The 24,771-nt window shown below is 65.5% G+C and carries 23 protein-coding genes and 1 other RNA gene; 8 read left to right on the top strand and 16 right to left on the bottom strand.

What is annotated here, in order from left to right:
• Nucleotides 1-23: 23 nt before the first annotated feature.
• Entirely contained in the window at nucleotides 24-797 is a 774-nt protein-coding gene (locus ACO2Q4_RS07815) for a sulfite exporter TauE/SafE family protein (protein WP_423318466.1), read from the bottom strand.
• 160 nt (nucleotides 798-957) lie between these two features.
• Between ACO2Q4_RS07815 and ACO2Q4_RS07810 the strand changes: the two genes are divergently transcribed.
• Nucleotides 958-2,613, top strand: coding sequence for an acyl-CoA dehydrogenase family protein (locus ACO2Q4_RS07810; protein ID WP_423318464.1), 1,656 nt, complete (start codon nucleotides 958-960; stop codon nucleotides 2,611-2,613).
• 77 nt (nucleotides 2,614-2,690) lie between these two features.
• On the top strand, nucleotides 2,691-3,113 hold the full coding sequence (locus tag ACO2Q4_RS07805; protein ID WP_311758628.1) for an META domain-containing protein: 423 nt from the start codon (nucleotides 2,691-2,693) through the stop codon (nucleotides 3,111-3,113).
• A gap of 46 nt (nucleotides 3,114-3,159) precedes the next feature.
• Here the strand turns inward: ACO2Q4_RS07805 and recO are convergent, their stop codons facing one another.
• A complete protein-coding gene (gene recO / locus ACO2Q4_RS07800; RefSeq protein WP_423318665.1) occupies nucleotides 3,160-3,885 on the bottom strand; it encodes a DNA repair protein RecO in 726 nt (241 codons plus the stop codon).
• A gap of 63 nt (nucleotides 3,886-3,948) precedes the next feature.
• Here recO and ACO2Q4_RS07795 point away from each other — a divergent pair, with 63 nt between their 5' ends.
• Entirely contained in the window at nucleotides 3,949-5,724 is a 1,776-nt protein-coding gene (locus ACO2Q4_RS07795) for an adenine deaminase (RefSeq protein WP_423318462.1), read from the top strand.
• Here ACO2Q4_RS07795 and recF read toward each other — a convergent pair.
• The 6 genes from recF to mutM form a co-directional block, all read right to left on the bottom strand.
• Nucleotides 5,721-6,791 carry a DNA replication/repair protein RecF gene (recF, locus tag ACO2Q4_RS07790; protein WP_423318460.1) on the bottom strand — a complete coding sequence of 357 codons (1,071 nt, stop codon included), beginning with the start codon at nucleotides 6,789-6,791 and terminating at the stop codon, nucleotides 5,721-5,723. The genes ACO2Q4_RS07795 and recF overlap by 4 nt on opposite strands.
• Nucleotides 6,788-7,906 carry a DNA polymerase III subunit beta gene (dnaN, locus tag ACO2Q4_RS07785; protein ID WP_311758631.1) on the bottom strand — a complete coding sequence of 373 codons (1,119 nt, stop codon included), beginning with the start codon at nucleotides 7,904-7,906 and terminating at the stop codon, nucleotides 6,788-6,790. Before dnaN ends, recF begins: the two co-directional genes overlap by 4 nt.
• Before the next feature lie 97 nt (nucleotides 7,907-8,003).
• Nucleotides 8,004-9,350, bottom strand: a complete 1,347-nt coding sequence (gene dnaA, locus ACO2Q4_RS07780; RefSeq protein ID WP_311758632.1) for a chromosomal replication initiator protein DnaA — start codon at nucleotides 9,348-9,350, stop codon at nucleotides 8,004-8,006.
• Between the two features lie 509 nt (nucleotides 9,351-9,859).
• Nucleotides 9,860-10,129: a 30S ribosomal protein S20 gene (gene rpsT, locus ACO2Q4_RS07775; RefSeq protein ID WP_311758633.1), complete on the bottom strand. Its 270-nt coding sequence runs from the start codon at nucleotides 10,127-10,129 to the stop codon at nucleotides 9,860-9,862.
• 152 nt (nucleotides 10,130-10,281) lie between these two features.
• Nucleotides 10,282-11,058, bottom strand: a complete 777-nt coding sequence (locus ACO2Q4_RS07770) for an enoyl-CoA hydratase (protein WP_311758634.1) — start codon at nucleotides 11,056-11,058, stop codon at nucleotides 10,282-10,284.
• Nucleotides 11,059-11,187: 129 nt separating this feature from the next.
• On the bottom strand, nucleotides 11,188-12,033 hold the full coding sequence (mutM, locus tag ACO2Q4_RS07765) for a bifunctional DNA-formamidopyrimidine glycosylase/DNA-(apurinic or apyrimidinic site) lyase (RefSeq protein WP_423318457.1): 846 nt from the start codon (nucleotides 12,031-12,033) through the stop codon (nucleotides 11,188-11,190).
• 76 nt (nucleotides 12,034-12,109) lie between these two features.
• Here mutM and ubiE point away from each other — a divergent pair, with 76 nt between their 5' ends.
• The 4 genes from ubiE to ACO2Q4_RS07745 all read left to right on the top strand — a co-directional run bounded on the left by ubiE (nucleotide 12,110) and on the right by ACO2Q4_RS07745 (nucleotide 17,155).
• Entirely contained in the window at nucleotides 12,110-12,862 is a 753-nt protein-coding gene (gene ubiE, locus ACO2Q4_RS07760) for a bifunctional demethylmenaquinone methyltransferase/2-methoxy-6-polyprenyl-1,4-benzoquinol methylase UbiE (protein WP_311758636.1), read from the top strand.
• A 3-nt stretch (nucleotides 12,863-12,865) separates the two neighbouring features.
• Nucleotides 12,866-14,407, top strand: coding sequence for a 2-polyprenylphenol 6-hydroxylase (gene ubiB / locus ACO2Q4_RS07755; protein WP_395132849.1), 1,542 nt, complete (start codon nucleotides 12,866-12,868; stop codon nucleotides 14,405-14,407).
• Nucleotides 14,408-14,457: 50 nt separating this feature from the next.
• Nucleotides 14,458-15,276, top strand: a complete 819-nt coding sequence (locus tag ACO2Q4_RS07750; protein WP_311758638.1) for a TIGR00282 family metallophosphoesterase — start codon at nucleotides 14,458-14,460, stop codon at nucleotides 15,274-15,276.
• 100 nt (nucleotides 15,277-15,376) lie between these two features.
• Entirely contained in the window at nucleotides 15,377-17,155 is a 1,779-nt protein-coding gene (locus tag ACO2Q4_RS07745; RefSeq protein ID WP_311758639.1) for an SLC13 family permease, read from the top strand.
• Nucleotides 17,156-17,186: 31 nt separating this feature from the next.
• On the opposite strand, the gene ACO2Q4_RS07740 is transcribed toward ACO2Q4_RS07745, so the two are convergent.
• From ACO2Q4_RS07740 to ACO2Q4_RS07730, 3 genes are all read right to left on the bottom strand, one after another.
• Nucleotides 17,187-18,050, bottom strand: coding sequence for a lysophospholipid acyltransferase family protein (locus tag ACO2Q4_RS07740; protein WP_311758640.1), 864 nt, complete (start codon nucleotides 18,048-18,050; stop codon nucleotides 17,187-17,189).
• Complete coding sequence (locus ACO2Q4_RS07735; RefSeq protein ID WP_311758641.1) at nucleotides 18,047-18,829, bottom strand: GNAT family N-acetyltransferase; 783 nt, start codon at nucleotides 18,827-18,829, stop codon at nucleotides 18,047-18,049. Before ACO2Q4_RS07735 ends, ACO2Q4_RS07740 begins: the two co-directional genes overlap by 4 nt.
• A 151-nt stretch (nucleotides 18,830-18,980) precedes the next feature.
• A complete protein-coding gene (locus ACO2Q4_RS07730) occupies nucleotides 18,981-19,157 on the bottom strand; it encodes a DUF3553 domain-containing protein (RefSeq protein ID WP_311758642.1) in 177 nt (58 codons plus the stop codon).
• Nucleotides 19,158-19,198: 41 nt separating this feature from the next.
• Here ACO2Q4_RS07730 and ACO2Q4_RS07725 point away from each other — a divergent pair, with 41 nt between their 5' ends.
• A complete protein-coding gene (locus ACO2Q4_RS07725; protein WP_311758643.1) occupies nucleotides 19,199-19,888 on the top strand; it encodes a histidine phosphotransferase family protein in 690 nt (229 codons plus the stop codon).
• On the opposite strand, the gene ACO2Q4_RS07720 is transcribed toward ACO2Q4_RS07725, so the two are convergent.
• The 5 genes from ACO2Q4_RS07720 to ppk2 all read right to left on the bottom strand — a co-directional run bounded on the left by ACO2Q4_RS07720 (nucleotide 19,885) and on the right by ppk2 (nucleotide 24,770).
• Nucleotides 19,885-20,787, bottom strand: coding sequence for a hypothetical protein (locus ACO2Q4_RS07720; RefSeq protein WP_423318453.1), 903 nt, complete (start codon nucleotides 20,785-20,787; stop codon nucleotides 19,885-19,887). The genes ACO2Q4_RS07725 and ACO2Q4_RS07720 overlap by 4 nt on opposite strands.
• A gap of 52 nt (nucleotides 20,788-20,839) precedes the next feature.
• Complete coding sequence (locus ACO2Q4_RS07715) at nucleotides 20,840-22,111, bottom strand: glutamate-5-semialdehyde dehydrogenase (protein ID WP_311758645.1); 1,272 nt, start codon at nucleotides 22,109-22,111, stop codon at nucleotides 20,840-20,842.
• 70 nt (nucleotides 22,112-22,181) lie between these two features.
• Nucleotides 22,182-22,535: a transfer-messenger RNA gene (ssrA, locus tag ACO2Q4_RS07710) on the bottom strand.
• A 132-nt stretch (nucleotides 22,536-22,667) separates the two neighbouring features.
• Nucleotides 22,668-23,723: an ABC transporter substrate-binding protein gene (locus tag ACO2Q4_RS07705; RefSeq protein ID WP_311758646.1), complete on the bottom strand. Its 1,056-nt coding sequence runs from the start codon at nucleotides 23,721-23,723 to the stop codon at nucleotides 22,668-22,670.
• Nucleotides 23,724-23,855: 132 nt separating this feature from the next.
• Nucleotides 23,856-24,770 (bottom strand): polyphosphate kinase 2, encoded by a 915-nt coding sequence (ppk2, locus tag ACO2Q4_RS07700; protein ID WP_423318450.1) that lies wholly within the window; start codon nucleotides 24,768-24,770, stop codon nucleotides 23,856-23,858.
• Nucleotide 24,771: the final 1 nt, after the last annotated feature.

Below are 24,771 nucleotides of genomic sequence, written 5' to 3'. Positions count from 1 at the left end.
CGTCTCCTGTGTTCCCTTGGGGATTACACCGGCGCGCCAATCAGTTCCAGCGCGCGACGCATCAGATTCAGACCCGTCAGCACCAGCAGGACCAGCGTCCAGCGACGGAACTGCGCGACGTCCAGCCGGTCATGGGCCAGATTTCCAAGCCACATCCCGATCAGTGCCGGAATCACGATGACCGCGGACAGCGGCAGCGTCTGCTGGTTCAGCAGCCCCGATTGCAGATGCGAGACGGTCAGCGCCGCCGCTCCGATGCAGAAGACGACGCCCTGCGCCCGCATCTGTTCATCCTTGGGTGCGCGGATCGACAACAGATAGACAAGCAGCGGCGGCCCCCAGATGCCCGAGATGCCGCCGTAAAGGCCCCCGACGATCCCGGTCACGATCTCGACCCGGCGGCGGTGGTGGACGGGAATTGCAAGGCTTCGGCCTGCCAACTGCCACAGCGCGAAAAGCGAGATGGGCACCCCAAGCAGCGCATACATCACCCATTGCGGGACGCGGGTCGCGAACATCGCGCTGACCGGGATGAACAGCACGACCATCGCGATATGCCAGCGATAGGCGCAGACCGCCTGCCAGGCCGGTCCGGGGCCCTGACGCAGCGCCTGCCAGACATTGGTCAGCAGCACCGGCAGGATCACCGCCGCCAGCGCCTGTCGCGCGCTCAGGATCGAGCCGAGCGCCGACATCATGATCATGGGCATCGCGAAACCGATGGCGCCCTTCACGAAGCCGGAAAACAGCGTGACCGCCATCGCGATCCAGAAAACCAGGGGGTCGAGTCCGAACATGCCCAAGCCATAGCCCTTGGGGCGGTGGATGCAAGCGCGGGCGACCGGACATATTCGTGCGAATGTTGTATCCATTGCGCATGATAGTTGCGCTGCGATTGCGAAGCAGCTAGACATGCTGCATCGCCGAATGTGCGCTGCAGCAGCAGAAGGATGGCCCATGAAGGACGCGACGACCCTTTCCGCCGATATCCCCCAGGACCTGCTTGGACAGGCTAGGGACATGCTGCCCGACATCGGCGGGCTGCTCGATTCGGCCATTTCCGCGCTGCGGAGCCGCGTCGCGCCCGCGGGCAAGCCCGATGCCGCGCTTCTGGACCGTCACCAGCACGCCGCGCACGCCCTGTCCTGGATCGCGACCTATGTCGAGGCGATCCGCCAGCTGACCGGTTGGGCCGGTCGGCTGCACGAGGCTGGCGGCCTGGGTCGCACCGAGGCGCTGATCCTGCAGATCGGGCTGGGCGAATACCTGACCCAGCTGGCTGGCGGCATCCCGATGAGCCAGACGGAATTCGCGCGCCTGTCGGATCTTGGCATCGACTGGCAGCCCGGCGCAGCCGCGCGGCTGCTGATGGCCGGGAACACGCCCGAGGCGCGGGCCGAACTGGCGCGCACCATGCAGGCCGATCTGGGGCAGGCGACCTTCGGGGCATCCGGCCTTGATGACGAGCTTGAGATGATCCGCGCCCAGTTCCGCCGCTATGCCGATGAACGGGTGGTGCCCAATGCCCATGAATGGCACCTGCGCGACCAGCTGATCCCCATGGAGATCATCCGAGAACTGGCCGAACTGGGTGTGTTCGGGCTGACCATCCCCGAGGAATTCGGCGGTCTGGGCATGTCAAAGGCCGCGATGGTCGTCGTGACCGAGGAATTGTCGCGCGGCTATATCGGCGTGGGCAGCCTTGGCACCCGCAGCGAAATCGCGGCGGAACTGATCCTGTGCGGCGGGACCGAGGCGCAAAAGGCGCAATGGCTGCCCGGCCTCGCCTCGGGCGAGATCCTGTCGACCGCGGTCTTTACCGAACCGAATACCGGCTCGGATCTTGGCAGCCTGCGCACCCGCGCGGTTCGCGACGGCGACGACTGGCTGATCACCGGCAACAAGACCTGGATTACCCATGCGCAGCGCAGCCATGTCATGACGCTGCTGGCGCGCACCGATCCCGAAACGAGCGATTGGCGCGGGCTGTCGATGTTCCTGGCCGAGAAGACGCCCGGCAGCGACGAGGATCCCTTTCCGACGCCCGGCATGACCGGGGGCGAGATCGGCGTCCTGGGCTATCGCGGGATGAAGGAATACGAGCTTGGCTTTGACGGCTTCCGGGTCGAGGGTGCGAACCTTCTGGGGGGCGAACCCGGCAAGGGCTTCAAGCAGCTGATGGAGACCTTCGAATCCGCGCGCATCCAGACCGCCGCCCGCGCCGTCGGGGTCGCGCAATCGGCTTGCGAGGCGGGGTTGCGCTATGCGGTCGAGCGGCGGCAGTTCGGCAGACCCCTGGCCGAGTTCCCGCGCGTCGCGGACAAGCTGGCCCTGACCGCCGTGGAAATCGTGATTGCCCGGCAGCTGACCTATTTCAGCGCCTGGGAAAAGGATCACGGCCGGCGCTGCGATCTTGAGGCGGGCATGGCGAAGCTTCTGGCCGCGCGCGTCGCCTGGGCCGCGGCGGACAATGCGCTGCAGATTCACGGCGGCAACGGCTTTGCGCTGGAGTACCCGGTCAGCCGCCTGCTTTGCGACGCGCGCATCCTGAATATCTTCGAAGGAGCGGCCGAGATTCAGGCGCAGGTTATTGCACGCAGGTTACTGTCCTGACGCGAAAAAACCGGCCACGGCTGGACAGATTGCGGCGATCAGGCATTATGTGCGGCAATACACAAACGGAGCTGCCAATGACCCGCATCCTCAGCTTTACCGCAGCCGCGGTGGCCCTTGCCACGCTTGCGGCCTGCGAGCCGACCGGCTCCAGTGGCCCCGGCAGCAATATTCCCACCGGCCCCTATGTGCTGGTCGGCATCGGTTCCGATACCGTGCCCCAGCGCAATGTCGGCCTGACCATCGAGTCGGATGGCTCGATCTCGGGGCAGGCGCCGTGCAACCACTATTCCGCGCCGCAGGTCGCCGAACCGCCGGGCTTCAAGCTTGGGCCGCTGACCACGACCAAGATGGCCTGTGGCGGCAAAGCCGGCGCGCTTGAGCAGCGTTACTTCAACGCGCTCTCGCAGGCTGACGGCATCAGCTACAAGGGTGGGGTGCTGGTGATCACCGGCGGGCCGTCCTACCTGACCTTCGAGCCGGGCTACCGCAAGGAATGACCCGCTATGCGGGCTGGCTGGCAGGACCGGCTGGCCCGCACGCTGCCTAGCTATGGCTGACTTCGCTGGCCGTCAGGCGCGCGACGAGCCGTGCGCGCGCGGGCGGCAGCGGCTTTCCGGCATGAAATTCGGCCAGACGCGTTTGCAGGAAGTGACCCGTCAAGCGCAACGCATCGGCAATGCCGCCATTGCCGCAGCCACCCAGCAGCGCGGGCAGTGGCAGCAGCCTTGGCGCCCAGTCCCCGGCACCCGCGGCGCTGACGGCCCGCCCCGATCTTGGGCTGACATAGGCCAGACCCTGCCGCGCGCCAGTCACCGCGCAGCTTGACAGGTCCAGTCCAAAGCCCAGTTCGTCCAGCAGTTGCATTTCCCATCTGAGATAGCTTTCCGCCCAGCCTTGCCCGGCATCGATGCGGTCCAGCAGCGCCTCGGTCGCGTCTGCAAGGGCGGGGTGGGGATCGCGTTCGGGCAGGGCATAGGTCAGCAGCGAGGTGACGGCATTCGTTCCGGCAAGGGCATCGGCGCTGTCCATCAGACCCGGGCGTGCGCGCAGCGGCTCGACCGTGAAGGTGCCCAGATGCTCTTCGATCCGGGCGCGCCAGCGCAGGCTGAGGCGGTTGCCCGGTTGCAGCATCGCGGCCCGCTTGCTGCTGGCCCCACCAGGCACGAGTCCCGACACCAGGCCCGCATCGCGTGACAGCACGGTCAGGATCACGGCGTTCTCTCCGTGCCTGCGCTGCGTCATCACGCTGGCTTCGCCCTGCCATTCCATCGTCACGCCTTTCCTTCGCCGTTACCCTGCCGCAGATTGGCAGACAGGAACAAGGAGAGTGTCATGTTGAAACCCTGGATCGAGGCTCAGGCGCGGCTGGTTGAGGTGGCGGCGGGTCGTGCGTTTGCGGATCTGGTGATCCGTGGCGGGGTCTGGGTCAATGTCCACACGCGCGAGACGATCGCGGGCATCGACATTGCGGTTGCGGACGGGCGTATCGCCTATGTCGGGCCGGAGGCCGCCCCCTCGATCGGGCCGCAGACGCAGGTGATCGAGGCTGCGGGACGCTTCATGGTGCCGGGTCTGATCGACGCGCATATGCATGTCGAATCGGGAATGCTGACTCCTGCGGGCTTTGCGGGCGCGGTCATCCCGCATGGCACGACGACCATCTTCCACGACCCGCACGAGATCGCCAATGTGCTGGGGCTGGAAGGTGTGCGGCTGATGCGGGACGAATCGCTGCTGCAGCCGATCAGCATGTTCACGCAGATGCCCAGTTGCGCCCCCTCGGCACCGGGACTGGAGACGACGGGGTCGCCCATCAGCGAGGGCGAGGTGGCGCAGGCGATGGGCTGGGACGGTATCATCGGACTGGGTGAGATGATGAACTTTCCCGGCGTCGCGGCTGGCGATCCCCAGATGCTGGGCGAAATCGCGGCAACCCGCGCCTCCGGCAAGACGGTCGGTGGCCATTATGCCAGCCCCGATCTTGGGCGGCCCTTCCACGCCTATGTCGCGGGGGGCGCGGCGGACGATCACGAAACCACCAATGAAGAGCAGGGCATTGCCCGCGTCCGGCAGGGCATGGGCTGCATGATGCGACTGGGTTCAGCATGGTATGACGTCGAAACCCAGATCACCGCGATCACCGAAAAGGGGCTGGACCCGCGCTTCTTCATCCTGTGCACCGATGACAGCCATTCGGGCACGCTGGTCCATGACGGCCACATGAACCGCGTCGTGCGCCATGCCATCGATTGCGGCTGCGATCCGCTGATCGCGATCCAGATGGCCACGATCAATGCCGCCAGTCATTTCGGGGTCGAACGCGAGCTGGGTTCGATTACCCCCGGTCGGCGCGCCGATGTCATCCTGACCTCGGACCTGCGGGCGCTGCCGATCGAGGCCGTCATCGCCCAAGGGCAGTTGGTTGCCGAAAACGGGCAGCTTCTGGTCGATTGCCCCCGCATCGAGTGGCCGGAGTCGGCGCGGAACTCGGTCCATCTTGGCAAGCAGCTGGCCGGGCCCGACTTCGCGGTCCGGGCCAGCGGCGACAGAGCCCGTGTTCGCGTCATCGGCGTTGTCGAGAATCAGGCCCCGACCCGCGCGCTTGAGGCCGAGTTGCCGATCCGCGACGGCGTGATTGAGGGGCAGGGCGAGGTCTGCCAGATTGCCCTGGTCGAGCGCCACCGCGGCACGGGCGGGGTCGTGAACGGATTCGTCTCAGGCTTCGGCTATCAGGGGCGGGTCGCGGTCGCCTCGACCGTGGCGCATGACAGCCACCACATGATCGTGGTCGGCACCGACCGCGACACGATGGCGGCGGCGGCCAACCATCTGGGCCAGGTCGGTGGCGGTGTCACCGTCTTCCGCGACGGGGCCGAACTTGCGACGGTGGCGCTGCCCATCGCCGGGCTGATGTCCGACCTGCCGGCGACCGAAGTCGCCGAGGCCGCGCAGGCCATCGTTCAGGCCATGCTGGATTGCGGCTGCAGCCTGAACAACGCCTATATGCAGCATTCGCTGCTGGCGCTGGTGGTGATCCCGGAGTTGCGTATCTCGGACCTGGGAATCGTGGATGTGCGCAGCTTCGAACTCGTTGACCTGATCGTCTAGACCAGGTGCGAGGCGTCGCCATCCCGGGCGACGCTCAGGAATTGTGCCCGGTCCCGAAGCGTCTCGAACAGCTCGGGGCCGGTTCCCGTCAGGAAGGCCTGGGCGCGCAGCGCGGTGATTTCGTCATAAAGGGCGGCGCGGCGGTCGGCGTCCAGATGGGCGGCCACCTCGTCCAGCAGCAGCACCGGGGTTTCGTCGGCAAGCGCACGGGCATTGGCAAGGATCAGCGACAGCAGCAGGGCTTTCTGCTCTCCGGTCGAGGACAGGGCGGCAGGCATGTCCTGAGGGCCCCAATGCGCGCCAAGATCTGCCCGGTGTGGGCCGGTCAGGGTCCGACCGGCGGCCATGTCGCGTCCGCGACCCTCGGACAGACGGGTCGCGATGCTGTCAGGGTCGGGATCGTCGGCGGCGCCTTCGCCGGGCAGCAACGTCAGGGTCGCGGCGGGAAAGGCGGTTTCAGCCCCGTCCTGCGCGGCCATGATCCGGGCAATGGCGTCCAGCCTGTTGCGGGTGATCGCGGCACCGGTATCGGCCATCTGCAGTTCAAGCGCCCGGTACCAGCCTGCATCGCGGACCTCGTCGCGCAGCAACCGGTTCCGTTCGCGCATCGATTTCTCATAAGCCAGCGCATCCTCGGCATGGCCGGGGGTGAAGCTCAGCGTGATGCGATCCAGAAAGCGCCGACGCGCTTCCGGGGCATCGGCCCATAGCCGGTCCATCGCCGGCGTCAGCCAGATGACCCGCATCAGGCTGCCAAGCGCCACCTGCGTCGATGCCTTGTCATCTATGGCGACTTCGCGCGAAAGGCCGGGCAGGGCGCGGGTCGTGACCTGACGTTCACCGATCACCGCCCGGACCTGCCAGCCGACATCCGGCCCCCTGCGCGCCTGATCGCCCGGCGCCGCCCCCCGCATCCCGCGACCGGGCGAGAGCATGGAGATGGCTTCAAGGATGTTGGTCTTGCCAGCGCCGTTCGGCCCGTGGATCGCCACGGGCCGTTGATCTGGTTCAAGCTGAAGCCGGTCCCAGCTGCGGAACTGGGTCAGGTGCAGGTGGGTAAGCGTCACACGCGCATCGGCATGACGACATAAACCGCGGTGGTGTCGCCGCCTTCGCGGATCAGCGCCGCGTCGCCCGAACCGTTGAACAGGAAGACCGCGTTTTCGCGATCGATCTGGCCCGCGATCTCATGCAGGTATTTCGCGTTGAAGCCGATCTCCAGCGGCTCGTCTGCATAGGCGACGGGCAGCTCTTCCTCGGCCGCGCCCGAATCGGGGGCGTTGACCGACAGGACCAGCCGGTCTTCGTCCAGCGACAGCTTGACCGCGCGCGAGCGTTCGCTGCTGACGGTGGCGACGCGGTCGACGGCCTTGGCGAAGTCACCGGCGTCCACCTCCAGCTTGCGGGTGTTTCCGGCAGGGATGACGCGCGAGTAATCGGGGAAGGTGCCGTCGATCACCTTCGAGGTCAGGGTGATGGTCGGCGTGGCGAAGCGCACCTTCGTCTCGCTGACCGAAACGGCGATCGGGGTCGCGTCGTCATCCAGCAACTTGCGCAGTTCGGTCACGGTCTTGCGGGGCACGATCACGCCCGGCATCTCGGCCGCGCCGTCGGGCAGGGGGGCGTCGATCCGCGCAAGACGGTGCCCATCGGTCGCCACGCAGCGCAGCGACGGCCCTTCTTCGCCCTGCGCCACATGCATGTAGACGCCGTTCAGGTAATAGCGCGTCTCTTCGTTCGATATCGCGAATTTCGACTTGTCGAACAGCCGGCGCAGGACCACCGCGGGGGCCGAAAAATTCGCCGGGTATTCCGACGAGGACATCACCGGGAAATCCTCGCGCGGAAGGGTCGCAAGGCTGAAATTCGACCGACCTGCCAGGACCGACAGGCGGCCCGAATTGGGATCAAGGTCAAGTTGCACCAGCGCGCCATCGGGCAGCTTGCGGGCTATGTCGTTCAGCATGCTGGCCGATACGGTGGTCGCGCCGGGGCGCTCGACCTGGGCATTGGTCAGATAGACGATTTCGGTGTCCAGATCGGTCGCGCGGAAGCTGACGCCCTCGGGCGTCGTCTCGATCAGGACATTGGCCAGAATCGGGATCGTGTTGCGCCGCTCGACAACGGACTGGGCCTGAGAAACTGCCTTAACCAGATCGGCACGTTCGATCGCAAATTTCATGGTCGGTCCTTATGTCACTCTCGCGGCGGGAAGGGTGACTATAAGACCCAACCCGGTGCCGGGCAATTTCGCAGATTTGCCCGGCGGGTCAAGCGGATCAGGCCTCAAGAAGACGGCGCAGCAGGTCGATATCTTCTGCAAGGCTGCGATCGGCACTGCGCAGCTCCTCGATCTTCCTGACACCGTGCATGATGGTGGTGTGATCGCGCCCGCCAAAACGGCGCCCGATCTCGGGCAGCGAACGCGAGGTCATCTGCTTGGACAGGTACATCGCGATCTGGCGCGGGCGCGCGACGGTGCGCACGCGCTTCGGCCCGATCATGTCGGACAGGCGGATATTGTAATGTTCGGCCACCTTGCGCTGGATCTCTTCGATCGAGACCTTGCGGTCATTTGCGCGCAGGATGTCGGCCAGGCATTCCTGGGTCATGTCCAGCGTGATTTCGCGGCCCATCAGGCTGGCGAAGGCGAACAGGCGCTGCAACGCGCCTTCCAGCACGCGCACGTTCGAGGTGATGCGGTGGGCCAGGAATTCCAGCACGCCCGGCGCCAGCTGCAGCCCCGGATATTGCAGGCGGAAAACGTCGGTCTTGGATTGCAGGATGCCCAGGCGCAATTCGTAATCGGTCGGGTGCAGGTCGACGACCAGACCGCATTGCAGGCGCGATTTGATGCGCTCTTCCATGTCCTTGATCTCGCCCGGCGCGCGGTCGGCCGAGATGACGATCTGCTTGCCTTGATCGACCAGGGTGTTGAAAGTGTGGAAGAATTCCTCTTGCGTGGAATCCTTGCCGGCAATGAACTGGACGTCATCGACCATCAGCACCGACACGGTGCGGAACAGCTCCTTGAAGTCCATGACGGTGCGGTCGCGCAGCGCCTGAACGAAGCGGTACATGAACTGCTCGGCCGAAAGGTAAAGCACCCGTGCCTCGGGTTGGCGGGCCTGGATCTCGCGCGCGATGGCGTGCATCAGGTGGGTCTTGCCCAGACCGACGCCACCGTAAAGGAACAGCGGGTTGAACGTGACCGGCCCGCCTTCGGCGACGCGACGGGCGGCGGCATGGGCCAGCTCGTTCGGCTTGCCGACGACGAAATTGTCAAAGGTGAAGCGCTGGTCCAACGGGGCGGTCAGTTCCTCGTCGACAGCACGCGGAGCGGGCTGGGGGCGCGGCTCGACCGAATTCGCGGCCTGGCGGATGACCGGGCTGCGCGTTTCGAAATTCAGCCGGTGCACGGGTCCGCCGACACGGTCCAGGACCTTCAGGATGTCGTCGCTGTAATGGCGCGAGACCCAGTCTGACAGAAAGCGCGTGGGGCAGGCGATGACCGCGGTGCCGTCGGTCACACCGGCGAGGCGAAGCGGTTCGATCCAGGTCGCGAAACTGTCGGCTCCGACGATTTTCTGAAGTTCTTCACGCGCTTGCCCCCAAATCTTGTCCATCTCGCCCACGTCCGTTCGTTGCCCATGTTCCGCCGGCTTTGCCCGGCGTGAAGTGTGATTCGGCATCGGCGCCCGACGGACTGGTGGCGACAACAGATCCCCACGCCGCAAAGTGATGCAGCGCAAAGGCCGGTCGAGGCCTCGTCTCCAGACATGAATCGGAACCGGTGGCAGCCGGTTTCCGACTTCATTGGTGAGCTGATCGTCCCCCGATCAAGCTTGCCTGCCCCGGCCTTCCGGCCAAAAGCCGGTCCACGGGGCTTGTCCCCCAGGTGCGACGTGAATCGCTGGACCGAAGCTAGCAAGAACGGCGCTCCGCCGACAACCGATCTTCGCGCTTGACAGTCACTTTGCCCATTCGAATCTCACGGGCGGGTGACGAAATCGTGACAGCGCGAAAGCCGTTATTTTACTGTTTGTTAGTCCGCGGGACTAACGGAAAAGGGCGCGCCAAGATGGAGCGCGCCCAATCTATTTCTACCGCTAGTTGCGGATTTGCAGCAGCCGTATCAGGCGGTTGCGAGCGCTTTCACGCGTGCCGTCAGGCGCGAGATCTTGCGGGCGGCGGTGTTCTTGTGAACGACGCCTTTGGTCACGCCGCGCATCAGCTCGGGCTGGGCTTTCAGCAGTGCCTCGCGGGCGACAGCCGCATCACCGCTTTCCAGCGCTTCTTCGACCTTGCGCAGATAGGTGCGGATGCGCGAGCGGCGCGCCTTGTTGACTGCGGTGACGCGCTCGATCTGGCGGGCGCGCTTCTTGGATTGGGGCGTATTGGCCATGGGATGCGATCCTGTTTGTTCTTCGTATCGATTACGCAAAAGCCCCACGGCACCGTCCAATCGAGGACGGTCATGATTCTTGCCTTAAAGCGGGCCCACGCGCATGTAAGCTCGGCCCTATACAGGTGGTTCGGGCCAATGCCAAGCGGAAATCACCGGTCGCGGAACTGGGGCTCGCGCTTTTCCAGGAAGGCGGCCATGCCTTCCTTCTGGTCTTCGGTCGCGAACAGGGCCTGGAAGCTGCGGCGTTCGAACAGGATGCCTTCGCGCAGGGTGGTTTCATAGGCGCGGTTGACCGCCTCCTTGGCCGCCATGACGGCGACCTGGGATTTCTCGGTGATCTTCTTGGCCACGGCGACGGCCTCGGCGACCAGCCGTGCAGCGGGCACGACCCGGCTGACCAGGCCCGAGCGCTCGGCTTCGGCCGCATCCATGAAGCGACCGGTCAGGTGCATGTCCATGGCCTTCGACTTGCCGACGAAGCGGGTCAGGCGCTGGGTGCCGCCGATCCCGGCCATGACGCCCAGGTTGATCTCGGGCTGGCCGAACTTGGCGTTGTCGGCGCAGATGATGAAGTCGCAGGCCATGGCCAGCTCGCAGCCCCCGCCAAGCGCATAGCCCGATACCGCCGCAATGATCGGCTTGCGGGTCGATGTGATGCGGTCGATCTCGGCCCCGAACAGGTCGCTGGTATAGACGTCGACGAAGCTTTTCGTCGACATCTCCTTGATGTCGGCACCTGCGGCAAAGGCTTTCTCGCTGCCGGTCAGGACGATGCAGCGGATCTTCTCGTTGCGGTCGGCCTCGTTCAGTGCCGTGCCCAGCTCGCTCAGCAGCTGCGAATTCAGGGCGTTCAGCGCATCGGGCCGGTTCAGACGGATCAGCGCAACATAATCGTCAAGCTCGACGGTCAGGGTCTGGTACGCCATCGGATATCTTGCCTTTCAGAAATAGCTGGACAGGACTCGTAACAAAGCCGCGACCGTCTGGCTAGCGTCCCCCGGCGTTCTTTGTCCGGCTCCATCGTTTCCCGTCGCTGCGGAACTCATGCCCTGGCGCTATTTCTGGCAATCGGGGCAGAAGAAGCTGGACCTGCCCGATTGCACGACGCGACGGATTGTCCCGGTGCAGCCGGGGGTGGGGCAGGGTGCGCCTTCGCGGCCATAAACGCGGAACGAGTGCTGGAAATAGCCCAGCTCGCCCGTCGCCTGGCGGTGATCGCGCAGGCTTGATCCGCCGGCGGCGATGGCCTCGGTCAGGACGTCGCGGATATGCCGGACAAGCGCCGCGATCCGCTGGTCCGAGATCCGCCCGGACGCCCGCCTCGGGTCGATGCCGGCGCGGCTCAGCGCCTCTGAGACATAGATGTTGCCCAGCCCGGCCACGATCCGCTGGTCCAGCAGCGCGGCCTTGATCGGGCTTTTGCGACCCGCCAGCGCCTCGGCCAAAAGGGCAGGCGTGAAGTCGTCCGAAAGCGGCTCGGGTCCAAGATGAGCCAGCATCGGGTGGGTGGCGCCCGGCGCGACCAGGTCCACCATGCCAAAGCGCCGCGCGTCGTTGAAGGTGATCCGCGTGCCCTGTTCATTCCAGAACAGCACATGGTCGTGTCGCGGAAGGATGGCGGGATCGCGGTGGAAATCGCCCTGAAGCGCATCCTCGATCAGCATCCGGCCGGACATGCCCAGATGCAGAAGGATGCTGCCGCGGTCCTCCAGATCGACCAGGATGTATTTCGATCGCCGCCGCAGGCCGGTCACGCGCGCGCCGGTCACGACCTGCACCAGATCGGGCGGCAGGGGCCAGCGCAGGTCGGGCCGGCGGGCCTCGGCGCGGGCAATGACGTGGCCCTCCAGATGCGGGGCAAGTCCGCGGCGGACGGTTTCGACCTCAGGCAGTTCTGGCATTTATTTTCCATTCGTCGCATGGTGCGCGGCGCACATCTGGCCTATCTGGGCGCGAAACGACGAATGGACAAGCAAGATGACCGACGACCAGCGCAAGGAAACCCATTTCGGATTCCGCACCGTGGCGGAAGAGGAAAAGGCGGGGCTGGTACATGGCGTCTTTTCTCGGGTCGCGTCGCGCTATGATGTGATGAACGACCTGATGAGCGTGGGGGTCCACCGCGTCTGGAAGACCGCGATGATGGACTGGCTGGCGCCGCGCGATGGCCAGCACCTGCTGGATGTCGCGGGCGGCACGGGCGACATTGCCTTTCGGTTTCTTGGCCGCGCTTCGGGCGCGCGCGTCACAGTCTGCGACATGACCGAGTCGATGCTGGTCGAAGGGCGCAAGCGGGCCGAGGCGGGACGCCTTGCCGACCGCCTGGCCTGGGTTACGGGCGACGCGATGAAGCTGCCCTTCGCCGATGACAGCTTCGATCGCTATACGATCAGCTTCGGCATCCGCAACGTCACCCGCATCCCGGATGCACTGGCCGAGGCGCGCCGCGTCCTTCGTCCGGGCGGGCGGTTGATGGTGCTGGAATTCAGCCAGATGCCTGTCCCGATGCTGCAATGGCTATACGACCGCTACAGCTTCAACGTGATCCCGAAAATGGGCGAGATCGTGGCCAATGACCGCGACAGCTATCAATACCTGGTCGAGTCGATCCGCAAATTCCCCGACCAGGAGAGCTTCGCGACGATGATCCGGCAGGCCGGTTTCGGCCGTGTGCAATACCGCAACCTTTCCATGGGGATCGCCGCGCTGCATTCCGGCTGGAAGGTCTGAGACATGCGTGGACCCCACAATATCTGGCGCCTGATCCGGACCGGCGCGACCTTCGAACGCACGGGGGCGATGGGTGCCGCGCTTGACGCGATGAACGCACCCGCCCGGATCCGCATGGCCGCGCATGTGCTGGGCTGGCCCTTTGCCTGGCTTGGTTACAAGGGCGATCCGGCGCTGCCGCCGGTGACACGCGCGATCACGGCGCTGGGTCCGGCCTATATCAAGTTCGGGCAGATCCTTTCGACGCGCCCCGACGTGGTTGGCCCCGAACTGGCCGAGCAGCTGTCGATGCTGCAGGACCGCCTGCCTCCGTTCCCGCAAGATCAGGCGCTGGCCATCGTCGCCGAGGCTTTGGGCCAGCCGGTCGATGCGCTTTTCGACGAGTTTTCGGAACCTGTCGCCGCCGCCTCGATCGCGCAGGTGCACCGGGCGCGGCGTGCGGACAATGGCCGTGAGGTGGCGGTCAAGGTGCTGCGCCCCTCGGTCGAGGCCGACTTCCGCCGCGACATCGACGCCTTCCATTTCGCGGCCGGGATGATCGAGCGAATCTCTCCCGCGACCCGGCGGCTGCGTCCGCGCGACGTGGTGACGCATTTCGAAACCGTGGTCACGGGCGAGCTGGACCTGCGGCGCGAGGCCTCGGCCGCGTCGGAATTCGCCGAGAACACGCGCGAGGACAAGGGGATGCGCGTTCCCCGTCCGCATTGGCATCTGAGCGCGCGGCGCGTCCTGACCAGCGACTGGGCCGAGGGCACGCCGCTGGGCGATGTCGCGGCGCTGCGTGCGGCGGGCCACGACCTACCTGCGCTGGCTGCACGGGTGCTGCAGCTTTTCCTGCAACATGCTCTGCGCGACGGGTTTTTCCACGCCGACATGCATCAGGGCAACCTGAAGGTCGGGGCCGACGGCGATGTCATTATGTATGACTTCGGCATCATGGGCGAGATCGACGAATATACCCGTCGTGTCTATGCCGAAATCCTGATGGGGTTTATCCGGCGCGACTATATGCGCGTCGCGCGTGTTCATTTCGAGGCGGGATACGTGCCCCGCGACCGCGACATGGCGGAATTTGCCCGCGCGCTGCGCGCGGTCGGCGAGCCGATCTTCGGCGCCGATGCCAGCCGCATCTCGATGGCGAACCTGCTGGCCTATCTGTTCGAAGTGACCGAGCGTTTCGGAATGCGGACCCGGACCGAGTTGATCCTGCTGCAACGCACCATGGTCGTGGTCGAAGGCGTGGCCCGTTCGCTGGATCCGCAGATGAACATGTGGGAGGCGGCCCGCCCCGTCGTCGAGAACTATATCCGGGATAACCTGGGGCCAAAGGCCGCAGTGCGCGACCTGGCGCGCTCGGCCCAGGTGCTCAGCCGCTATGCGCCGCTTCTGCCGGAATTCCTGGAGCGGCGGATGCCCGAGATGCTGCGCGAACCCGACAGCCGGTCGGAGGATGCGCGCGGAAAGCGGGGCGGCCTGCTGGCCGGCATGGCCGCGGGTGCGTTCATTGCGCTGGTTTCGGTTGCGATTGGCGTCTGGCTGGCCTGAAACCGCAGCGGGGGCTTGAGCGCGGCGCGGCTTTGGCCTAACGCTCGGCCATGCGAATTCTTTATCTTGGGGACGTGATGGGCCGTGCCGGTCGTCGCGTCATTGCCGAAGGGCTTCAGCCGCTGAAAGAGCGGCTGGGCGTCGATTTCACCATCGTGAACGGGGAAAATGCCTCGGGCGGCATGGGTCTGACCGGCGGTCACGCCAAGCTGATCCTGGATGCGGGCGCGGATTGCGTGACGCTGGGGGACCATGCCTTCGACCAGAAGGAAATGCTGTCCTTCATCGAGACCGAGCCGCGCGTCATCCGGCCGCTGAACTTCTCGAAGGTCGCGCCGGGCCGGGGCGCCCGCGTGTTCGAGGCGACGCGGGGCCGCAAGGTGCTGGTCGCGCAGGTCCTGGGGCAGGTGTTCATGAAGCGGCCCTTCGACGATCCCTTCTCGGCCATCGACACGGTTCTGCGCGCCCATCCGCTGGGCGGGTTGGTGCAGGCCGCGGTCGTCGACATCCATGCCGAGGCGACCAGCGAGAAGATGGCCATCGGCCATTGGTGCGATGGCCGCGCCAGCCTTGTCGTCGGCACCCATACCCATGTGCCGACCGCCGACACCATGATCCTGCCACGCGGTACCGGCTATCAGTCGGATGCAGGGATGTGCGGCGACTACGACAGCATCATCGGCATGGAGAAGGCCGAGCCCCTGCGCCGCTTCCTGACCGGCATGGCATCCGAGCGCTTTACCCCCGCCGAGGGCGAAGCGACCATCTGCGGCGTGCTTGTCACCACCGATGATCGCAGCGGCAAAGCCGTCAAGATCGAGCCGGTGCGGCAGGGCGGTGTCCTGCAAGGGACGCAGCTTCCCGCCTGAGCGCAGCCGCTGCGGGCTGTTTTGCTTGCGGCGGTGCAGAAAATTATTCTAAAACCCATCGAAAGGGCCGTGATTTACGGCGCATGGGACAGAATTCTGCATGCTCGGATTCCAACTGACCGGAACCAACGCGGCGATTGCGATGCTTGTCATCGTCGCCCTCACATTCATCCAGTTCATCCGCGAGAAACACCCGCCAGAGGTCGTCGCGATCGGCTCTGCCGCCACGATGATGCTGCTGGGATTGCTGCCGGTAAAGGACGCAGCCAGCGTGCTTTCGAACGCCGCGCCCTGGACCATCGCCTTCATGTTCCTGATCATGGGCGGCCTGCTGCGGACCGGCGCGCTTGAGATGATGTCGCGGCTGGTTTCGGCCCGCGCCACGACCCATCCGATCCTGACGGTCTGCGCGCTGTTCGGTTTCGTGATCCTGGCATCGGCGATCATGAACAATACCCCGGTGGTAGCGGTGATGATCCCGATCTGCATCCAGCTTGCGCTGCGGATGGGCATGTCACCGTCGAAGCTGCTGATGCCGCTGAGCTACTTCACCATCCTGGGCGGGATGCTGTCGCTGATCGGCACCTCGACCAACCTTCTGGTGGACGGGGTGGCGCGCGAACAGGGGCTTGCCCATTTCACCATCTTCGAGATCGCGCCGGTCGGCATCGCCGTCACGCTGGCGGGCATCGCCTACTTCGCGCTGATCGGTCGCAAGCTTTTGCCCGAACGCACTTCGCTGGCGGGCTTCCTGGGCTCACGGCGCGAGATGAAGTACTTCACCGAGGTCGCGATCCCCGAGGATTCCTCGCTTGTGGGGCAAAGCGTGACCGAGGTCGCCATGTTCAAGCGCGATGCCGTGCGCCTCGTCGACGTGCTGCGCGGCGATGCCTCGCTGCGGCGCAACCTGGCCGAGGTCGTGCTTGAGCCGGGCGACCGCGTCGTCCTGCGCACCGAAATGGCCGACCTGCTGGAAATGCAGGCCAACAAGAACCTGCAGATGGTCGACAAGCTCAGCTCGGTCGCGACCGAAACTGTCGAGGTCCTGATTTCTCCCGGCGCGCGGCTGATCGGTCGCAAGCTGGGCGACATGCGCCTGCGCCGCCGCTATGGCGTCTATGTGCTGGCCGCCCATCGTCGCAGTCAGAATATCGGCCGCCAGCTGGATGACCTGGTGGTGCGTGTGGGCGATACGCTGCTGCTGGAAGGTGCGCCCGAAGACATCGCCCGGCTTGCCGCCGACATGGAACTGGTCGACGTCTCGCGTCCGGCCGCCCGCGCCTATCGCCGCGAGCGCGCACCGATCGCGGTGCTTTGCCTGCTGGCGGTGGTGATCCTGGCGGCCGCAGATGTCGCGCCAATCCTTGCGCTGTCCTTCATCGCCGCGGCGGTGATTCTGGTCACGCGCTGCGTCGATGCGGAGGAGGCGTTCTCGTTCATCGACGGTCGGTTGCTGGCGATGATCTTTGCCATGCTCGCGGTCGGCGAGGCGCTGGAATATACCGGGACCGTCAACCTGATCGTCGATGCGCTGGCCCCCTCGCTGAAGGGATTGCCGCCCTTTGTCACGCTGTTCGGGATCTATTTCCTTGGCCTCGCGATGACAGAGGTGCTGTCGAACAACGCGGTCGCAGTCCTGCTGACCCCGATCGCCATCGCGCTGGCCAAATCGCTGGGCCATGATCCGCGCGCCTATGTGGTGGCGGTGATGTTCTCGGCCACGGTCGCCTTTGCGACGCCCATCGGCTATCAGACGCACATGATGGTCTATGGGCCGGGTGGCTATAAGTTCAGCGATTTCGTGAAGGTGGGGGTGCCGCTGGACATCATCACCGGTATCGTGGCCTGCCTGACGATCCCGCTGTTCTGGCCGCTGTAAGCGGCGGCCCAGTGCCGTTTCCCCGCGCCGTTCAGGCTGCGGGGAAGCCCGAGCGGACCGCGGCTTCGGCCTTGGCGGACAAGCTCTTGCGATTTTCGCCCTCGACCGGGATCGGATCATGCAGGCGCACGGTCACGCTGCCCTGCCTTGGTTGGGCCAGCACGGCCAGCAGGTGCGGACCCAATGCCATGTCCCCGAACCAGCCATAAAAGCGCGGATCGCGTCCCGCAGGAGCGCGATAGATCGCAGTCACCGGCTGGATGGCAAGATCCGTGGGCAGGGCCGGGTCAAGGAAGCCCTGGAACAGCGTCGGCTTGAACGGCAGGACGCGGCGGCTGTCGGTGCTGGTGCCCTCGGGGAAGAACAACAGGCGATGCCCGGCATGGGTGCGCAGTGCGAATTCCTGGGCCTGCACCCGTGCCAGCCTTGGGTCGCGCGTCACGAAATGGGTATCGGTCACGCGGGTCAGGATATTGATGCCGGGCCAGCCCGCGACCTCGGCCTTCGAGACAAAGAAGACCGGCATGGCTGCGTTCAGCACGAAGATGTCCAGCCAGCCCGAATGGTTCGCGACGACCGCGCCCGGGCCGTGCATGGGTTGCCCCTCGCGCCGCCAGCGGATGCCGACGATCCACAGGACCATCCGGCAGACGCCCTGGACCCAAGGACCGGTCAGGGGGCGGCGCGGTCCGGCGAACAGACGCTCGATCCAGCGCAGCGGAAGGATCAGCAGGACGCCCAACAGCAGGACGGACAGCACGCCAAGACCGCGAGTCGCGACAAGGGCCCAGCCCAGCGGACCGATCCGGGGGATTTCCGGGCTTGGATCGTCGCCGTACCAAGCGTGGCCATTCGTCGCCAGCGGGGGCACGTCCCGGGTGATGGTGTCCGTCATTGGGCCTGCCAGCGCGTCTCGTAGAACTTGCGGTGCTTCTGGGACATGGCTGCCGTATCGACCAGCAGGAACACGTCCGTCGTATTGAATTCGCGGTCCAGATAGGCGCCTTCGCCCACCGTGCCGCCCAGGCGCAGATAGGCCTTGATCAGCGGCGGCATCAGGGTCATCGCGCCGCGCCGTTCCAGTTGGTCGGCCGGGATCAGGTCCATGCGCTGGAACCCTTCGGGATGGGCGCGGGGGCGGATCTGCGGCAGGGCAAGATGGTGGTGGTGCAGCCAGGACAGCGGTTGGCTTAGCGCCTGGGCATCGGTTCCGTGGAACGAGGCGACTCCGAACAGAAGCTGGATCTCGCGGCTCAGGACGTATTCGGCCAGCGCGGTCCACAGAAGATACATGCCGGTGCCGCCGCGCATCCCCGCATCCACGCAGGAACGTCCCAGTTCAAGCAGCGACCGCCCCGACTGGCGCAGCGGGTCCAGGTCGTATTCCGCGTCGCAATAGAAGCGTCCGAACTTTTCCGCGCGGTCGCCCGGCAGCAGGCGATAGACACCGACGACATGGTCGAGATCCGCGACCGAGCGGCGGTGATCGACAAGGACAAGATGATCGACCACGGGGTCGAATTCATCGCGTTCCAGCCGGTGCTGGTGATCGACCAGCGGGCCATCCGCGCCCAGCTCTTCGACGAAGACACGATAGCGCAGCCGCTGTGCGGCCAGCAGATCCGCCTCGCCAGTGGCGAGCCGCGTTTCAAGATACGAGCTCTCTGGCGTCATTCTTGGGGGGCCGGGCCTGTCATCATGCATTTTTCCGCACCGTGTCTAGGCGGGCGCGGGTCTTATTGCAACATCTCGCGTCATCGGCGGTACGGAAGGGCGCAGATGGTTGACGCACGCATAGGTTGTATTACCCTGACGCTTTCAGAGTTCAGGAGCCTTCGGTGACCAGTTCAAGACTGACATGACGGCCGTCGACCACCTGCTTTCCGGCATTGGCGAAATTGACCGTGATCCGGTCGCCGATCCGCGACTGGACCTGACCGATGCCCCATTCCGGCGCATTCGGATGCCGAACCAACATTCCGGGTTCAAGAATTTCATTCATGGCGCGCCGACTCCTCGCGTGACGAACAAGGCTAGACTTCAATGAACGACGTTACAATCAGCCGATCCACGGCATCCCCCTTTCCAGCGCTACCCGAACGGCTGGCAAGCCTGGTCAGCTCGCGCCTGTGCCACGACCTGATCTCTCCTCTGGGGGCGATCGGGAACGGGGTCGAGTTGCTGCAGATGTCGGGGGATTATCCGGGGCTGACGAAAAGCCCCGAGCTTGGGTTGATCGCCGAAAGCGTCGAGGCGGCGCGCGCCCGCATCCGCTGGTTCCGGCTGGCCTTTGGCCATGCCTCGGCCGAACAAAGGCTGGCGCTGAACGAGCTGGCGGGACTGATGGCCGACATCGAACGGCAGGGCCGCATCCGCGTGCGGCTGGAGGCGCAGGGTGACCTGCCCCGGTCCGAGGCGCGACTGATCCTGTTGGGCGTCATGTGCCTTGAGACCGCCTTGCCCTGGGGCGGCAGCATCCTCATCTGTCGCGGTGCCGTCGGCTGGCGCCTGCTGGCCGAGGCCGCGCGCACCAAGTCGGATCCCGCTCTTTGGGCTTGGCTTGACGCGGATCCGGCCCTTGAACGGGTCGAGCCGCAGCCGTCCGAGATCCATTTCCCGCTTCTGGCCGCCTTTGCCGCGCAGGAGGGACGCAGCCTTGGCTGGGAGCTGGACGAGAAGGGCGGAGAGATCTGGTTTCATGGCGCACAATCCGGCTTGCGCCAGGGGGGCTAGTCCTCGATCGCGTCCAGCGCCTGCTCGATCCGCCGCGCCCAGGAAGCGGGCGGATCGGGGTTTTCGTCCAGAAGCCGGGTCAGCGCCTCGGTCCCGGCGGCAGCGTCGCGGGTCAGAAGCGCAAGTCCGGCCTCCAGCCGCAATTGCGGCGCGCCGCGCAGCGCAACGTCGCGCAGCAGCGGCTCGACGCGCGCGCCGTGCCGCTTCAGCGCGGCGCTGGCGAGGTTGAAGCTGTAACGGATCGAGTTCCGCCGCGCCTCTCGGTGCAGGTTGCGGATCCTGACCGGGTCCAGCCGGTCCTGCACCAGCATGGTCGAGACGTTGCCGATGCGCCCGATATCGGCAATGACGCCGCTGGCCGGGTGGCCGCCATGCGGCAGGGCCACCAGTCGCAGCAACGGAAAGGCTGCGCCGATGCGCAGCGCATGCTGGCGGTCGGCCGAAATCGAGGGATCGAACAGCAGGACGCCGGAAATCCCCGGATTGCCCCATTGCTCGGGGCAGGGCATGTCGCGCCCGATGCGGGCGAATTTCCGATGCCGTCCGGGGTCATAGGGGGCGATGGCGGGGTCGATGCAATATTGCGGCGACACGGCCAAGATGCGGCTTACGCGGGCCGCGCGCGAATAAAGCAGTGCCCCGTAACCGCCCATCGAGAAGCCCGAGGCCGTCACCTCGTCATAACCAGCCGTCGCCCTGTCCAGCGCCGCCGCGAGATCATCGCTTTTCGCGGACAGGAACCAGTCGCGCCGCGCGGTCTGCACGGTCAGCGCATCGATGCCAAGCCTTTCAGCAAAACGCGGGCACTGGGTCGGTTCGAACCCCTGCATCCGTTCGCGCCCCGGCTCAAAGCAGACGACGACGCGCGAACTGCCACCGGGCGCGCGAAACAGCGTCACCCGGTGGCGGCCATCCTGATGCAGCCGCTGGGCCTGCCTTGCGGCAGGGACCTCAGGGGCGGATGGTGCCGTCACCCGTGACCAGATATTTGAAGCTGGTCAGCTGCTCGGCGCCGACGGGTCCGCGCGCGTGCATCTTGCCGGTCGCGATGCCGATTTCTGCGCCCATGCCGAACTCGCCCCCGTCCGCGAACTGGGTCGAGGCGTTGCGCATCAGGATCGCGCTGTCGAGGCCGCTGAAGAAGCGTCCGGCGGTGGCGTCGTTCTGGGTCAGGATCGATTCCGTGTGACCCGAACCGAAGCGCCGGATATGGGAGATCGCCTCGTCCACGCCATCGACCAGCTTCACGGCGATGATCTTGTCGAGGAACTCCTGCCCGAAATCCGAAGGCTGGGCGGGGATGGTACCTGCGACCTGGGCAAGCTCACCCTCTGCCCGGACTTCGACCCCTGCGTCCAGGAGGTCCTGCACCAGCACGGCGCCGTGCCGCGCATAGAAGGCACGGTCGATCAGCAGGCATTCGGCGGCACCGCAGATGCCGGTGCGGCGGGTTTTGGCGTTCAGGACCACCCGGCGCGCCTTTTCCACGTCCGCATCGCCATCGGCATAGACGTGGCAAATCCCTTCAAGGTGGGCAAAGACAGGAACGCGGGCTTCCTTCTGCACCAGTCCGACCAGACCCTTGCCGCCCCGCGGGATGATCACGTCGATCAGGCCCTGTGCGCGCAGCATCGCGGCCACGGCCTCGCGGTCGCGGGTCGGGACAAGCTGGATCGCGGCGTCAGGCAGGCCCGCCTGGCGCAGGCCGGTGGCCAGCGCGGCATGGATCGCGGCCGAGGAGTTCAGGCTTTCCGAGCCGCCGCGCAGGATCACGGCATTGCCCGATTTCAGTGCCAGCGCCGCCGCATCCGCTGTGACGTTCGGGCGGCTTTCATAGATGACGCCGATCACGCCCAGGGGGGTCGCCACGCGCTGGATGTGCAGGCCGTTCGGGCGGTCCCATTCGGCCAGCACACGGCCCACGGGATCGGGCTGGGCGGCGACGGCACGCAGACCTTCGGCCATCGCGCGGATGCGCGGGCCGTCAAGCCGCAGGCGGTCCATCATGGATGGCGCAAGACCCTTTGCGGCGGCAAAGCCCATATCTTCGGAATTGGCATCGAGGATCGCGGTTTCCGATGCAATGATCGCGTCGGCCGCGCCGATCAGGGCGGCGTGCTTGCGTTCGGCGCTGGCTTCGGCCAGCACAAGCGTTGCATCGCGCGCAGCCTTGCCAAGCGTGGCGATCAGGGCATCCGCGTCGGTCTGGGTCAGGTCTTTCATGTCGGCATTCCCTTGGATGTGCCATGAGATAGGCCGGGGCCGCGTGAAAAACCAGCGTTGAAAGGGGGAAGGTGCAGGATTCTGTTGCCAGGTTCCTGCGGACCCCGCCTTACACTGCTAGGCGCAAGGGCTTAAGGTTCGGTAACTCGAACTGCTTACGCAGCCAGAGCGACCGGAGCACGGTTGTCGTTGGCAACTGTACAATTTGCACCGATAACGGTGGTAGCTCACCGAGACAAAGCAAACAGCTTTAGACGTTCGTCGATCCTGTTTCGACCCCAGGTGCCCCCAACGAGGGAGTTTGGTGGAGTCGCCGGGTACCGCCCCCGGGTCCGATCCGCTTATTACCTGCGCGTTTATGTCCATAGTCCGGGCGAACCCGAACAGGGCGAATATAGGCGCGGGCGGGGGGCAGCGCAAGGGCGGGGGAACGTCCCGTTCCCCCCTTGGTCCGTTCCCGTCGGACGCACCAATTCCCCCCTTTGGGGGTATTTCCGAAACGATGAGGGGGCGCGGTTCTTCGCGCCCCCTGAAACGATTTAACCTCAGATCCGGATCAGAAGCCGGCCTTGATCTTTTCGAATTCGGCCAGTTGGCGTTCGCGCTGTGCCGGGTCGTTCGGGGTCTGGGCCAGGATCGGGGCGTCGACCGCGGACAGGCCTTCCTTCACCGCCGGTTCGTCCTTGATCGTCTCCATCGCGACGGTCGAGGTATGGCCGTAGCCGATCGTGTCCAGCAGGCCCTTGGCCGCTTCGGGGGCAAGCCAGGCATTGATGAAGTCATAGGCCTTGTCTTCATTGCCAGGTCCGTCCTTGAGGTTGACGAAACCGCAGAAGAAGGTCGACGACCCTTCCTTCGCCGCGCGCTGGAAGCCGACCGGGAAGCCTTCATTCTGCAAAAGCACGACGCCGTCGTTCCAGGACCATGCGACATCGACCGCGCCCGAGGCCATCAGCTGCGCCTGTTCCGAGGGGTCGGCCCAATAGGCGGCGACGTTCTGATGCGCCTTGCGCAGCCAGTCGGCGGCGGCGGTGAACTGTTCGTCCGTCACCTTGGTCCAGTCCGTCACGCCCGTTGCCAGATAGGCCAGCGCCCAGACGTCATCTGCCGAATCGGGCAGCGAGGTGCGGCCCTGGTATTTCGGGTCGATGAAGACGTTCAGGCTGGCCACGTCCTCGGCCGGGACGTTGTCGGCATTATAGGCGATGGCGGTCGCGCCCCAGTCCGTCGGGATGTACCAGACGCCCTTGTCATCCTTGAAGATCGGCGAATCCAGGAATTTCGGGTCGATCGTCGCGAAGGCGGGGATCTTCGAGACATCCCAGGGTTCGATCAGCCCGGCATCGCGATATTTCGACACCATCTGCGAGCAGGGATGCGCGACGTCCGCTTTGAACCCCGAGGCGAGCTTCTGATACGCCTCGTCATCGTCGCCATAGAAGGCGAAGGTCGGGCTGTCGCCGTTCTTGTCGATATAGCCCTGGAAGATCGAGGGTTCTTCGAATCCGGCCCAGTCGAACACGGTCAGCTGGGAATCGGCGGCATGGGCAGGCATGGCAAGCGCCGCGCCCGTGAGGATGAGCGAAAGGGCGGAGGAGCGCAGAAGTTTCATCTGGGACCTTGTCTAATGCGTGGCAGATGATCGAACGCTAGCCGCGGCAGGGGCACCCCGCAAGCATTCGCTGCACCTGCGGCATGGTCAAACCCGCCGCCGCATCACAAGTGGGCGCGGATGCGGGCGGGTCTATTCCGGCAGCATGATCTCTGGCCCGCCGACGATGCGGGCGTCGGGGGTGCCGATCAGGTCGTCGTCGCGGCCCTCGAAATCTACGGCGCGCAGGATGGTCTGGATCGCAGCGATCCGGGCGCGGCGTTTGTCATCGGCGCGGATCACCGTCCAGGGCGCGATGCCGGAATGGCTGCGGCGCAGCGTGTCGTGGATGGCGTCGGTGTAATCGTCCCATTTCGCCAGCCCGTCCACGTCGATCTGGCTAAGCTTCCACTGCTTCAGGGGGTCTTTCTCGCGATCAAGGAAGCGCTGCAATTGCTCGGCGCGACCGACATTCAGCCACAGCTTGACGAGGATGATCCCGTCGTCGACCAGCACGTTTTCGAAATGGGGCAACTGGCGGAAAAATGTCTCGCGCTGGCTGTCGGTCGAGAAGCCGAAGACCTTCTCGACAACGCCGCGGTTGTACCAGCTGCGATCAAACAGGGCGATTTCACCCGCCGCCGGAAGCCAGTCGACATAGCGCTGGAAATACCACTGGCCGGTTTCACGCTCGGTCGGTTTCGGCAGCGCGACGATATAGGCCGAGCGCGGGTTCAGGTTTTCACGCACGCGCTCGATGGTGCCACCCTTGCCGGCAGCGTCGCGACCTTCGAACAGGACGACGATGCGCTTTCCGGTCTGGATCACGTCGCGCATCAGGCGGACAAGCTGCAATTGCAGCGCCTCCATGCGCTCGTCGTAATCCTTGGACTTCATCTCCTCGTCATAGGGATAATCCCTGTCGAGGATCTCTCGGTCGCGGGCGCCGGTGATCTCCTTGCGGATCGCGTCCGGGGCGTCCTTTTCAAGATACCGGCTGATCGCGCCCACGAAGGGCAGATCGGGCAGCTCCGGCGCGGTCGACTTGTCCCCGGATTTCTTCGCCATG

This window comes from Paracoccus sp. KR1-242 (assembly GCF_049446195.1).
GTDB classification, from domain to species: Bacteria; Pseudomonadota; Alphaproteobacteria; order Rhodobacterales; family Rhodobacteraceae; genus Paracoccus; species Paracoccus broussonetiae.
Note: the sequence above shows the minus strand (reverse complement) of the source record. Positions and strands in the feature narration are given on the sequence as shown.